This is a genomic window from Bradyrhizobium sp. UFLA05-153 (assembly GCF_054185185.1).
Map to the genome: position 1 here is coordinate 193956 of NZ_JBBIAM010000002.1, position 12967 is coordinate 206922.

Below are 12967 nucleotides of genomic sequence, written 5' to 3' on the forward strand. Positions count from 1 at the left end.
GAGCGTGCCCGATCGCGACCTAAAACCGAGCGTCAAAGGACAAGAAAAGGCCCCCGCGCAATGACATTGGACGATATTCGCGGTTCGACATGCTTGAGATGCGCACTTCAGTGGTAGAGGGCCCACTCGCCCTTCAAATGCGGCGTGCGGCAGCGGCGCGCGCCGGCGTATGCGGACGTCAGATCTTGACGCTACCGATGCTCGCCGCCCGGCTGGCCGGCGGCTTTGTGTCGCCTATCTCTTCCGAACATCTCGACCGCGCCGTCCACGGTGCTCTGGAAGCGGGCGGCTTCGTCGAGCTTGAAGGAGTACGGCATCTGCCGGGCATGACCCGAGCGATCGCGCGGACCCTGCGCAAAGTCTGGAATGCCGACATCGACCTTCGATCGGAAGCACACGCGGAGAAGGTCCGCCTCAACGACTTGGCCCTGATCGAGGATCGAGTCCGAAGGAATCTGCCGTTCGCGATGCTGCCGCCGCGTAGCCTGCGAGATGCTGCTCTGGCGCGGATTCGTCACGCAGTGCGCGTAATCGGCCCGGTGACCATCGAGGGCTCTTCCTTCGTCGCTCCGGTCTGGCGATCCTTGGTGGAAGCTCTTTCGAAAGAGGTTTCGGTCGAGTGGCATGCCAGCTTCCACTCCGAAACCGAATGGTTCACGGGGGCAGTCGTCCAGCGCGAAGGATCTGGCCGCCAACGCGAAATCGCCGTCGTCTCCTGCGCCGATCCGCACCACGAGGTGGTCGAGAGCCTTCGTTGGGCCCGGCACCTCATCGTATCGGGAGATGCGAAGCCCCACGAAATCGCGATCGTCTCGGCGGGGACGACGCCTTGGGACGATCATTTCTGCGCTTTGGCCGACGATGCTGGACTGAGGCTGCATTTTCCGCAAGGCGTGCCCGCCCTGTCTACGCGCGACGGCCAGCGTTGCGCGGCGTTGGCCGATATCCTACTCCACGGCTTGAACCAGCAGCGCATGCGACGACTTGTTTCGACGTGTCTAGGCCAGCAAATTTCCCTCGACCAGCTTCCGCAACAGTGGCTGGCGTCCCTTCCGCGGGGGGCGACGTTGGCCCGAAGCGAAGATTGGCGACGCGCGATTACCGCCACCATGCAGAAGGACCCTTCCTTGGCTCGTACCCAAGAGGTCCTGCCTCTCGTTGAGGTGCTCGTGCAGGGAATTTCGGCGGCGAGAGAGGCGGCTGGTCTCTTTCTGCGCGGCCGGGCGCTACAGCTCTGGCAGTCGGCCTTGCGGCGCGCGCCGCCCGAAGCGATCGAGCTCTCATTACAGAATACGCGCTTCGAATCCGAGAACGACCCCGCCGACTCCGTCATCTGGTGCTCGGCGCGCGACTTGGCGGCTGCACCACGAGCCCATGTCCGCTTGCTTGGGCTCACGAATCGGCATTGGCCTCGACGCTCCGGCGACGATTCCATTATCCCCGACCATGTGCTTCCCGCCAACGTTGTTGATGTCGACCCGGTCGCGAAAGCCGATCGCAGACATTTCCGAATCATCCTCGGAGCGGCGTCGGGCAGCGTCACGCTGTCGCGCGGCCGGCGAACCGCGCAAGGCAGCCGAGTGGGACGAAGCCCGCTGCTTGAGGATCAGCCCGAAGCTCCGCTTTCGAGAGCGCGCATTCCTGAACATGCTTGGAACGAGGCCGACCGCATCATGGCTCGTCCCGAGGATGCGGCCAAGATCGATCGGATTAGGTCGGCCGATCAATGTTGGCGCAACTGGCACCTCGGGCAGCTCACGCGGAACGATGGCCAGTTCGGCTCCGACCATCCCGTCGTCCTGAAGGCGATCGGACGCGTTCAGTCCCCGACGTCTTTGCAGAGAATGTTGCGGGACCCGCTAGGTTTCGTCTGGCGCTACGCGCTCGGCTGGAAGACACCCCGAGACCGCGAGCAGCCGTTGACGATCGCGCCAGATGAGTTCGGCAAGCTGGTGCATGAGCTGCTGCGCCGCACAGTCGACTCGCTCGAACCACAGCCGGGATATGCGCGCGCGTCGGACGAGGAAATAGAAGGTGCCCTGCGGGATGCAGCACACACCGTCCGCGAGAGCTGGCCGCTCGAAGGGCACGTGCCTCCGGCCCTGCTGTGGAGCAACACGGTCGACTTCGCCGCTTCTCTGGCCTTGGTTGGGTTGTTGCGGAAGGAGATCGCGGCCGCCGGAACCCGGAGTTGGACCGAGGTGCCTTTCGGGCAGCCCGCGGATTTCGTCGTCGAGCGGGAGCTGCCATGGGATCCTCGGATCCCGGTCGCCGTACCCGACACTCCCATCACCTTGCGCGGCACCATCGATCGCCTGGACCTCCGAAGCGACAATAGTGCGGTTCGTGTGACGGACTACAAAACCGGCGAAGCTCCCAAGAACGCCGACCGCATCGTGATCAAGGGTGGTTTCGAGCTGCAACGCGCGCTGTACGGACTTGCTTGCCGACAGTTGCTCAATGACGATCCTCAGATCGTCGCCCGGTTGCTCTATCTCCGAGGCGAGACACTGGCTCTGAAACTCCAAGATCTTGACGCGGCGATCGAACAGATCGCGGCCTTCATCAACGTCGCCGCCGGGATGCTCCGGCGCGGCGTCGCCACGCCCGGCCGGCTTTCCTTCGACAAGTCGAATGAGCTGCGATTGGCGCTACCGGCGTCGCCCGGATACGAGAGGCGCAAGCTCATAGCCTACAACAAGGCCACCGAAAGTATCGTACGCTTCTGGAGCGCGCCATGACGGTCATCGTCGACGATGTCGAACGTCTTCGGGCCTTGACCGAACTGCAATCTTGCCTGCTGGTCGAGGCCGCTGCGGGTACCGGCAAGACGTCCCTTCTCGCGGGCCGCGTGGTAATGCTGCTCGCAGCGGGTGTGCGTCCGCGCTCGATTGCTGCCATCACCTTCACCGAGCTTGCGGCCGGCGAACTACGACAACGCATCGCGTGGTATCTCGACTGCCTCCTCCTCGGCAAGATTCCCGATGAGCTCAGGTTAGGGGTCCCCAATGGACCGACCGCGGATCAGACCGAGGCGCTACGCGCCGCGTCCGGTCGACTGGACGAATTGGCATGCGGGACGATCCACGGCTTTTGCCACGACTTGCTGCGTACCTATTCGGTCGAAGCTGGCATCGATCCGGGAGCGGAAATCCTGGACGGAGATCAGGCAGATTTCGTCTTCGATGCGATCTTCGACGGATGGTGGCGCGAACGGCTCGACAAGCCGGCGCCTGCGGTGCAGGATCCCATCGCCTCGATCGCGCGGAGAGACCCTGCCGGCGCGGAAGGACTCTTGCGGAGTTTCGCCAAGTTCCGCCGACGTTATCGATCGGCGCGTCCCCTGCCATCCGACCTCGATTCGAGCGCCGATCTCGAGTTCGCAGAGAGCGTTCGCGAATTCCGCCGTTGGTGCGATCAAGTCGACGTGCCGCCCGAGGCCGACCCAGACATCGTGGCTCTCGAGACGCTAGTTTCACACTTTCGCGGTCGATTCGATCCCCTCCCCGACTTCGAGCAGTTGTGGGAGCTTGCACACCCCGCATGGCTGCCGATCATGCGCAAGGATACCTTCGATCTTCGCGAATATAGACGACGCTCCTTGTGGCGGGGCGCCGCCGGCCGAGACTCAGGCGACCGCCTCGCCGACCAGGCTGAGGAGCATTATGCGCGATGCCGCAAGGCCTATGGTTCGTTGATGGGCCGGATCGGCACGGCGGTTATCGGAACGTTCTCCGTCGAACTCGACGACGTGCTGGCGGAATATGAGGCGTTCAAAAGGCGGGCCGCGGTTCTGGACTTCGACGACCTGTTGTTCACATGTCGCGATGTATTGCGCGACTATCCTCTTGTCCGAAACAATGCCGGCGAGCGGTTCTCGCGGCTGCTCGTGGACGAATTTCAGGATACCGATCCGGTTCAGGCGGAGATCATCTTCTTGTTGTGTGGCACAGCGACGGATGCGCCCGCATGGCACCAACGGCAGCTGCAACCCGGACATCTGTTCCTGGTGGGAGATCCGAAACAGGCGATCTACCGCTTCCGCGGAGCTGACCTTGCGACATATCTCATGGTCCGCCGAGCCATCGAGGCGCAATTTCCGAACAATGTCGTGCGGGTTACCGCGAACTTCCGCTCACGCGGTCAGATTCTGGACCATGTCAATCGCTGCTTCGAAGAGCGGATGTCTTCGCAAGAGGCCGGCTACGTCGCCCTACGGAGCACGCGGAACGACGTGGGCGGCGGCTTTCCGTGCGTGGCGAAGGTCGCCGTGCAACTCCCTCCTGAGACGCGGGTCGACGGCGCCCGCGACGAGGAAGCGCGGGTGATCGCCGAGGTCTGCGCGCGCTTGATCGGAAACGTCGAGGTGAAGCTCAACGACGGCGAAACTAGGCGGTTAAGTCCCGGCGACATAGCGCTTCTCGCTCCTGTCTCGACCGACCTCTGGCGATACGAAAGAGCACTGGAGGAAGCAGGTCTGCCGTTCGCTTCCCAAGCGGGTAAGAATCTCTACAGGAGACAAGAGGCGCAGGATTTGGTGGCGTTGATCCGCGCGTTGGCGGACACGCGGGATACGCTGGCGCTCGGAGCTTTTCTTCGTGGCCCGCTGGTCGGACTGACCGAGCAGGAGCTGTTGGACATAACTGCCGACCTCCCGAGCTCGGATGGTGACAACGGGATCGAGAGGCTCTCGCTGAGAATCGACCCGATGTCCATCCGGCATCCCGTAGCACGGGAAGTGCTTCTCGTTCTTAGAGACCTTCGCCGTCGCGTTCACGGCACAACGCCAGCACTGATTCTCGCCGAAGCGATCGAGAGGCTCCGCGTACGCGCCATCGTGGCTGCCCGCAGCGCCGATCAGGCAACGAGATCACTCGCGAATATCGACGGATTGGTCGAACGCGCGCGCAGCTACGGTGTTCGCGGCTTCGTTCAGTTCGCTCGGGACATCGACGATGAATGGTCCAGCGGCTCTGGCTCGCCGGAAGGCATGATCGAGGCCGACGGTCAATCGATCGAGATCGTCACAGTTCATAGCTCCAAGGGCCTTGAATGGCCCGTCGTCATCCCAATCAATCGGGCGTCGATGCCACGGCGAGCCGAGACGTTCGTCTATCGGCGGATCGATGAGAGCTTGCATTGGGCGTTGGGTCAGGTCGTGCCGCCCAGCCTCGGGGAAGCCTTGCTCGCCGAGGAAACGGAAAAAAAGGAGGAGAACCTACGACTCCTCTATGTCGCATGCACCCGGGCGATGGAGCTGTTGGTCATACCCGACTTCACTTGGAGCAACGACGCCTCTTGGGCGAAGCTTTTGGATTTTAAATTGGACACAATCCCTGAGCTGAACATCGCTCGCCTTCCTCGGATCCCGATCGTCGCGCCAGCCGCCGTCGCAAATCACCAGAGCTTGGAGATATTCGCAGAAGAGCAATCAAAGCTTGAGTCCGCGCCGCGGATCCGATGGATCACGCCTAGCGAGGGAGATCCGGACGTGGTCACCGAACAGCTTCCGTCGGAAGCCGCCGAGGAGGGGCCGCTCCGTCCGGATCCAGCTTTGGAGGGTGGACGGATCCGCGGCATTCTTCTGCACAAATTGATGGAAGAGCTGATCACCGGCGAGCTGGAGGAAAGCCAGAGCGCAGCGACCTCTCGGGCGAAGCTATTGAGCGATGAACTGTTCTCACTTTCTCAATCTGGCGCGTCTCTCGATGCAGACGAGCTTGCCACCACGGCCCTCAGGACCCTTCAGCTTCCGGATATCAAGCGCTTTCGCGGCCGGCTCATCGCAGAGGTCCCGATCCATGCCGTCGCTCTCGCGGATTCCGACTATCTGATTGCCGGACGGGCGGACGCAATTGCGCAGGACAAAGACGGCAGCACGGTCGTTTTCGATTGGAAGAGCGACATCGCGACGAACGAGGCCGATCGGGCGACCTACAGGCAGCAACTCGGTCACTACCTCATGGCAACCGACTCCCGCCGCGGCGCCATCGTCTACATGACGTCCGGACTCGTCGATTGGATCACGCTTCCTCCGCGATAAGCACGTTTCTCATCCAGGAACTCTAAGGCGCTCGATACGCTCGACCAACCGATTGAATTCTCTATCGGGGTCACGGTACCAATCAGTCGACCATATCCTGTAGAGCCGCACGCGCCGAGCGCTCCTTTTACTACGCTAGGCCAGCCAAACTCCGCCGACGACGGAAATAGATCTCACAAGCCGGAAAACTCTCAAGTTAGATAGAACAGCGATCGGTTGAGACCTGGCCCAATGAATACTTCATTCCTTTTGATGGCGCAGTACGGAGGTAAGGCCATCATCCCGATTGAAGACGTGTGTCGGGATTACTTCTCACACCTGAATCCCACTAAGCTGGTGCAGAAGATCAGCGCCGGTGAAATAACGATCCCTCTGGTGCGAATGGAAGCAAGCCAGAAATGCGCTAAAGGCATCCACCTTCTGGATCTAGCCAAATACCTTGATGCGAGAGTCGAGGCCGCCAGAAAAGAAATGGCAGCTTTGACGACCTAGGCGGCGCACCGCCTCTTTTTTTTTGGCGCCTCAGGCGAGTTGCTTGAACCTCGCTAAGCACCTTCGCCCACCACTAAGCTCCGAGCAGAATGATCGCCGCAGAACGTTGCTCGCGGCGACGCAGGCGCATATCACCTGCCGCCGCGGGCAGCTACGCCGCGCTACGCTTTAGCCGCAAGACGGACGCCGACGCGCGACAACGCTTGCTCGTCGAGCTCCGAACCAGTGGTAGTACTACATTTGGTACGACATGATCGATCAAGGTGCGGCTTAAGTGCTGATCGCGCTTTGCTTTTCGAGATGTCCCGGTCCAATCCATCATGGGTGCAATGCAAAATCGATGCGCTAACATATTGATGTTATTCGCTTTATCAACTCGTCTGGGGTAGCTGGTTTTTGGGCCGACAGTCGATCAGAGCCTTAGGTCTAAATCATCTTCCTTTCGTTTCAAGCACATGCGCGCGTGGCGCGTTTGGCTGCGACGATCTCGCGATGTAGCCCGGTACGACATTGTCGTACCGAATGAACTCGTGCAGTACCGCGCTAGGTTTGTGTGTCCTCGCAATCAATCCCGTCTACTTCGGGCGCAAAGTAGCTTGCGGCCCTCACCACGCCAACGGCGGGATAAGCGCGATCGTAGAGCCGGCGGCGGTAGAGTAGGATAACTTGCACACTGCGAATCCGAGGCCAGCGCTCTCAATATGAGGACCGCTGTCGACTTAGAGCGATGCCTTATGGAAGTCACCGATATCAGACTGATACCCGAGCTCCGGATTCCGCCGCGCGTTTGATCGCGTCTATCAACTTGAGCGTTTTCAGCCCCTCCCGGCCGCTCACCACCGACTCAGCAGTGCCGCGCACAACCGCGCAGAAATTCGCAATCTGCAATCCCAGCGGATCCTCCGGCTCGTAGCGCAGTCGTTCGCGCTCGATCGGTGCCCACCAGCTCGGCTTGCTCGGGTGATGCCACAGATCGAGTTGCGGAATGGCCAGAGAGGCCTTCGTCCCTCCGATCTGATAGCACGTCTCCTGCGTGTGGCTGTAGGCCGGGTTCTCGCCCGTGGTGAATTCCCAACTCCAGGGCGATTGGATGATGTCGGAAACGTTCACCGTTCCCAGCGCGGCGGAGGCGAAATGCAGAATGATTGCCGCGATCTCCTCGACGTCGTTGCCGCGTAGCCGGTTGGATTGCGCCGCCTGCACCGAAACGATCTCGCCGCAGAGATAGCGCAACAGGTCCACATCATGAATTAGATTGAGCAAGATGGGGCCTGCTCCCTTCTCACGCCGCCAACTAACGTCGAAATAATCGTCCGGCTTGATTAGCCAGAACATGCCGAAGGGCACTGCGGTCCCGGACGGCCCCGATTGGCTCCATGAGGTGAAATACGACGGTTATCGCCTTCGCTTGGAGCGCGATGGCGACCGCGTGCGCCTGATCACGCGCGGCGGCTACAATTGGACCAGCCGCTATCCATGGATCGTGGAAGCCGCGCGCAAGATCCGCCAAACGCACTTTGTGCTCGATGGCGAGGCCGTCGTGCTTGGCGTTGATGGCGTCTCCGATTTCAACGCGCTGCATTCGCGCAAGTACGATGATCAGGTGCAGTACTGCGCCTTCGATATTCTTGCCGAAAGCGGTGACGACCTTCGCATGCTCCCCTTGTCGATGCGGAAGGCGAATTTGGAGCGCCTGCTGGCGCGTCGTCCTGACGGTGTCTTCGTCAATCCTTTCGAGAGTGGCGAGCTTGGGCCTGATCTGTTTCGAGCTGCCTGCAAGTTGGGGCTTGAAGGACTGGTGTCCAAGCATCGCGACCGAACGTATCAGGGCGGCAGGTCTAAGCACTGGATCAAGGTGAAGAACAGGCAGCATCCGGCGATGGAGCGAGTGTTGGATAACTTCCACTAAATTTGCTCCGAAATCGCAATTTTTCGCCAGTGACTTAGTGCTATTCTGGTCTCAACTGGGGACTAGCAGTAGCTATCTACCGAATACTTCAAAACTCACCCGTCGGGCCGGAAGACGTCGCTCGACTTTCGGCAGTTTACGAGCAGGCCCCGCGTACCATCGGCGTCAAGGATCGGAACGATCCCCTTACCGAGCTGATCGCTAAGAAGGTCATCGAGATCGGGCAGACCGGCCTCAAAGACCCGGCCCAAATTTGCATTCGCGCCGTTGAAGCATTGGGGTTGTCGAAAGGCAAATCGAGACCGGTCAGGATCACTGCCGGCTCGATCCACCCAAGGATCGTCATGCAGCCGGGGGATATCGTTACTCGCCTTGATCTGCGGGTTCTCACATTAACTTATGTGAACATTTCTAAACCAACGGCGTTGCCCGTTCGAAGAGCGTCGCCGCTGTTATGCACGGTGACAATCACAGGGCAGGCCAGGAGGTGCGAGTTCGGAATTTTAGCCGGAACAAAGAGGTTCCGCCATGCAAAGCCATATCGACGAAGCGCTTAGACGTGCAATCCTCCGAGAGATCGGTGAAAGATTGCAAGCGTATTTCAGAGACGAAGAAATACCCGCGAGGCTCAAAGTTCAGATTGACCGGCTACGCGAACTGGATGACGGATCGCCGCGAACTATGCACGATCATTCACCGCGCAAGCGAACAATCGTGAGTTGGCTAGTTTCTCGAATGCATCGGCGCAAACGCCGGCGATGAAAAAGGCCCCGACGATATTGCACGTCGGGGCCTTCAATATCGTGAGATCGGTTACGTCCGCCGTAGCCTCACGATCCTTGATGTCGTCGATTAACGCACCCGATCTGGTGTAGAGTGTGGCAAGGCTGCGACATCTATCTGATGCATTTGGCTCCGAAACCGCGCGGCTGCGAGCTGCGCCGTGTGCCAGTCTGCACGCCGGCGATGCTCAACCGCGAGCGCCTTGTGCGCTTCAAAGTCCCAAATGATCTTGCCGATTTCCGGCCGTCCAGCGTACGCTTGACGAGCAAGACTATTGACAACACCACGACAACATCGCGATACAGGATCAGCAAATCGCCCGCCGCAACATCGCAGTGTTCGACGCACGTTTCGATCGCCTCCTCGCGCTTACAGAACAGCCGAGCAAACTCGCGGGCCTGCCGCAGGTCATCGACGGTAGCCCCGCCACAACAGCGGGACCGCGCGCGCTGTTAGCTCAGCAGGGCGCGGTCGCGTGCCATAAGCTCAAGCTGAGCGCAATTTGCGACCCGCGATTTTCGGCGAGCCTCCAACTCCACTCAACGTCAGCCAAAGCGGGTCTCAAGCTGTTGCTGCAGTCTTGCGCGGCCCGGGAGACTTCCGAGCGATCAAGCTCAGCATCATTACCGGCAAGCGTTGCACGCTTAAGGGCCTGGAGCGAAATCATCAGAAAAATCAGCAGTATCACCTCTCGGCCTCTCCACTCGTCATTGCTGCGGGGACAAGTTCGGCCGCCGATTTTAGGCGGCCATGGCGAAGCTACAGCTAACTCCCTGCGATTCTACCGCACCGAGAACGGCTCTTGAACCTTGCGAAGGCACTCAGTATCTCGGCCGTGAGAAACGACAGAACTGGTAAGCTTTGTGCAATTTTGCTCATCAATTCGCCAACTCGCTCAATCTCGTATGAACACCTATCAGTTTGATAGGTTATTCCTGGCTGGTCCCTTCTTTTTTAATCACCACGCAATTTGCTACAGGTCGATCGCTTCCGATAACACCTCTTCTCGGAAGCAATCTTGGCCGAGAAGCAGCCTGCCCCTTTTCAAAGCGCAGTTTCCACCGAATTCCGCTTTGCGCCCATAAGCTGCCGGTCCTCAGATCTGCCCCACTCGATCACCACAATTGGCGCGTAGCGCCCACCTTACTCTCGGAGCTAGGCGAACAATATCGCGGAAAATCGGAAGCAAGCGCGGTCCAGCAGCAATTGCCTTCCCTCTTGTGATCGGACTCGAAGCTGAAGATGCTCAAGCGGATCGTAGGGTTGTAATCTCGCGTATCGCCACTCTTTACCTTAGTAGCGTCTTCCACTGCGCGTCGTTGGCGACATCGACCACCTCGTACCCGTTAGGCCCGATACAGGGTCCAAGGATTGCGATGATCTTCGCCGGCTGGTCACTAGCATTGAATGAGGCGTGCACAACATCGGCCGGAATGAAGGCGGAGTCACCAGGATGGAGGATTCGCTTCTCGCGATCGACCCATTGTTCGACCTGTCCCGCAACGACGAGCACCATCTCTTCTTGATTGGGATGCTTGTGGAAATTGTGTCCTCTGCCCGGATCGAAGTTAACCTCGCTTACTGTGAGTTGCTTGGCTCCTGTGTTTAGCGGATCGCTGAGCCGCCTAGATGTGCCAAAGTCATCGAGCTTGAGCTGCAACTCGTTCGCGATAATGAACTTTCCGGGCATCGGATTCCTCTATTTTTTTGCATAAGACGAGCAAGTTCGTTTGCCCATGACGAACTGGCCGCTTCAAAACATCCCGTTCGGGTTTGCAGCGAGTACATTCGGGCCATACCAATTGGCTGCACTGTCTGAAGTGCCGACGACCTGCAACACGTCCCAATGCTCGATGGCTTTTCCGTCGGCGTCCATCCTGAAGATGTCGACCCCGGCGATCCCGGTGTCTTGCGGATCGTCATTGAACAGATTGAGAAAGTTCACGTGCGACCAGACGTAATCGCCAGCAGCGATGATCTTATGGACGTCGACCCGGGCTCGCGCACGCTCCCTGGTAACTTGACCGAAGAACTTTCCGAGAGAGTTTGCGCCATCGGGAATGAGCGGATTATGCTGGACGTAAGCAGGCGCCATGAACCTTGCTGCCGCTTCCTCTGGCTTCCCCTTATTGATCATCAGATCATACATCCCAAGGATGTTATCCTTGTTCCTGATTGCGCGTGCATCTTTGGGATCGACAAGAACGAGCACGGCTTAGCTCCTCTCCTTGATTTCTGTCGCGCCGGCTGCGATATCGCACCGGCGAGCGGATCAAACTTGCTGCAGGCCAACGATTTGAAGGCGACGGGCATCCTGTTCGGCGTCGGAGCGTTCGCGAACGAAGCGTAGTATTTCTTCGGCGTCTTGGCCCACGCCAGCCCTGCTCGGTGCGGGCACTTGCTCGGCGATCTCAATGACGCGCTTTGCCGCCGCCGCTGACTCCAGCCCGCTCTCCTGCATGCCATTCAGCTTGTCCGTAAACGTGCCGAAAGTTTGCCCGTACAATCGCTGCTGCTCCGGAGTCATGGTGTCGGCGATTCGCTTGAGCGCAGCGGCGGTCTTGGCCGGCCCGCCAGTCTTCATGTTGCCGGCCGCGGCGACCACGACATCGATACCGAACGGCTTAAGCTCTGCGCGATAGACGGCGGCAAACGCCTCCATTGCAGCTTTCGATGCGCCGGATGGTCCGTTGAATGGCAGCGGCAAGCTGGCCGTCCAGGTGCTGAGCTGAACGATGCGGCCGCGCGCCTTCCGTAAGGTCGGCAGAAACGCATTGATGACCGAGAGAGCTCCGAAAACGTTGACCTCGAATTCGCGACGGATAGCGCCAAGCGGCAACATTTCCAGTGGCCCTGGTGTCAGGATCCCGGCGTTGTTGATCAGCAGATCAAGCCCTTCTTCTGACTGACTATCGATCTCGCGAGCCCAGCTGTTGACCGCGGCTTCGTCCGTCATATCGCAGACTGTTAGATTGACCTTACCGTTGGAAGCCTGCTTGAGATCGGCGACCTCGTCCGCCGAAAGGGCTGTTCCAAACACGCGGTAGTTCGTCGCGGCAAGACCCAGCGCAATGTCGCGACCTAAGCCGCTGCCGGCTCCGGTCACCGCGGCCGAACCTCTGTTTTGAACGGAAGCACGAGACATGAGCAATCCTCCTCATCAAAAACAACAACTGAACAAACTGCACGTCTGCATTTTGTGGGACGCCGTGTTACTCAAACAGCACGTCACCGTCGCGCGGGTGCGAGCTTCGCCGACGCTTTTGGATCGGCCCGCACCCCGCGATGATCGATCGCGCAGGCTCACGCTGGGACCGAAATGGACTTGCGCCGGTTGTCGAGACTGAATGCGCCGGCACCGAACGCGACCACCTGGAGGAGCCCGCCCGTGATCGCGATGTTCTTCAGGAAATGAATCATCTGGTTCTGGTCGACCACGTCGTTGTGGAACAAGATGGCGGCGGCCAATGTGAAAATTGCCAGCGCTGTAGCAGTCAGGCGGGTCTGAAAACCGACCAGCAGCGCGAGCCCGCCAATCATCTCGACGATGACGGCGACGGCGAAAGCGGCCGGGGCGAATGGCGCGCCAGAGGACTGAATGTAGGCAATTGTCTGGGCGGGCGCAGCGATCTTCGACAGGCCGGACATGACGAAGATGAGTGCGATCAGCAGTCGACCGAGGGCCGGAAGATAGGTGGGCGTGGACATGGCAATGGTTCCTTTCTTGAGATGGATTGATT

General features: G+C 59.6%; 9 protein-coding genes. 4 read left to right on the top strand and 5 right to left on the bottom strand.

Annotated features, from left to right (window positions below):
- Positions 1–185 precede the first annotated feature (185 nt).
- The 3 genes from Q2941_RS02270 (at position 186) to Q2941_RS02280 (ending at position 6535) form a co-directional block, all read left to right on the top strand.
- Positions 186–2741, top strand: a complete 2556-nt coding sequence (locus Q2941_RS02270) for a PD-(D/E)XK nuclease family protein (RefSeq protein ID WP_458191490.1) — start codon at positions 186–188, stop codon at positions 2739–2741.
- Complete coding sequence (locus tag Q2941_RS02275; RefSeq protein WP_458191491.1) at positions 2738–6043, top strand: UvrD-helicase domain-containing protein; 3306 nt, start codon at positions 2738–2740, stop codon at positions 6041–6043. The genes Q2941_RS02270 and Q2941_RS02275 overlap by 4 nt, the downstream gene beginning before the upstream one ends.
- Before the next feature lie 231 nt (positions 6044–6274).
- On the top strand, positions 6275–6535 hold the full coding sequence (locus tag Q2941_RS02280) for a pyocin activator PrtN family protein (protein ID WP_458191492.1): 261 nt from the start codon (positions 6275–6277) through the stop codon (positions 6533–6535).
- Positions 6536–7285: 750 nt separating this feature from the next.
- Here Q2941_RS02280 and Q2941_RS02285 read toward each other — a convergent pair.
- A complete protein-coding gene (locus Q2941_RS02285) occupies positions 7286–7870 on the bottom strand; it encodes a Gfo/Idh/MocA family oxidoreductase (protein ID WP_458191493.1) in 585 nt (194 codons plus the stop codon).
- On the opposite strand from Q2941_RS02285, the gene Q2941_RS02290 reads away from it, so the two are divergent.
- Positions 7869–8444, top strand: a complete 576-nt coding sequence (locus tag Q2941_RS02290; protein WP_458191494.1) for an ATP-dependent DNA ligase — start codon at positions 7869–7871, stop codon at positions 8442–8444. The two genes, Q2941_RS02285 and Q2941_RS02290, sit on opposite strands and share 2 nt — an antisense overlap.
- Positions 8445–10515: 2071 nt before the next feature.
- On the opposite strand, the gene Q2941_RS02295 is transcribed toward Q2941_RS02290, so the two are convergent.
- From Q2941_RS02295 to Q2941_RS02310, 4 genes are all read right to left on the bottom strand, one after another.
- Entirely contained in the window at positions 10516–10917 is a 402-nt protein-coding gene (locus Q2941_RS02295; RefSeq protein ID WP_458191495.1) for a cupin domain-containing protein, read from the bottom strand.
- Positions 10918–10980: 63 nt separating this feature from the next.
- Positions 10981–11439, bottom strand: coding sequence for a nuclear transport factor 2 family protein (locus Q2941_RS02300; protein ID WP_458191496.1), 459 nt, complete (start codon positions 11437–11439; stop codon positions 10981–10983).
- Positions 11440–11499: 60 nt separating this feature from the next.
- Positions 11500–12372 carry an SDR family NAD(P)-dependent oxidoreductase gene (locus tag Q2941_RS02305; RefSeq protein WP_458191497.1) on the bottom strand — a complete coding sequence of 291 codons (873 nt, stop codon included), beginning with the start codon at positions 12370–12372 and terminating at the stop codon, positions 11500–11502.
- A gap of 158 nt (positions 12373–12530) precedes the next feature.
- On the bottom strand, positions 12531–12935 hold the full coding sequence (locus Q2941_RS02310; protein WP_458191498.1) for a DoxX family protein: 405 nt from the start codon (positions 12933–12935) through the stop codon (positions 12531–12533).
- Positions 12936–12967 lie beyond the last annotated feature (32 nt).

What these genes read in the sequence shown, in the direction of transcription:
- Q2941_RS02285 (WP_458191493.1), bottom strand. Translation starts at nt 7,870, where the DNA reads ATGTTCTGGCTAATCAAGCCGGACGATTATTTCGACGTTAGTTGGCGG.
- Q2941_RS02275 (WP_458191491.1), top strand. Translation starts at nt 2,738, where the DNA reads ATGACGGTCATCGTCGACGATGTCGAACGTCTTCGGGCCTTGACCGAA.
- Q2941_RS02305 (WP_458191497.1), bottom strand. Translation starts at nt 12,372, where the DNA reads ATGTCTCGTGCTTCCGTTCAAAACAGAGGTTCGGCCGCGGTGACCGGA.
- Q2941_RS02310 (WP_458191498.1), bottom strand. Translation starts at nt 12,935, where the DNA reads ATGTCCACGCCCACCTATCTTCCGGCCCTCGGTCGACTGCTGATCGCA.
- Q2941_RS02295 (WP_458191495.1), bottom strand. Translation starts at nt 10,917, where the DNA reads ATGCCCGGAAAGTTCATTATCGCGAACGAGTTGCAGCTCAAGCTCGAT.
- Q2941_RS02280 (WP_458191492.1), top strand. Translation starts at nt 6,275, where the DNA reads ATGAATACTTCATTCCTTTTGATGGCGCAGTACGGAGGTAAGGCCATC.
- Q2941_RS02290 (WP_458191494.1), top strand. Translation starts at nt 7,869, where the DNA reads ATGCCGAAGGGCACTGCGGTCCCGGACGGCCCCGATTGGCTCCATGAG.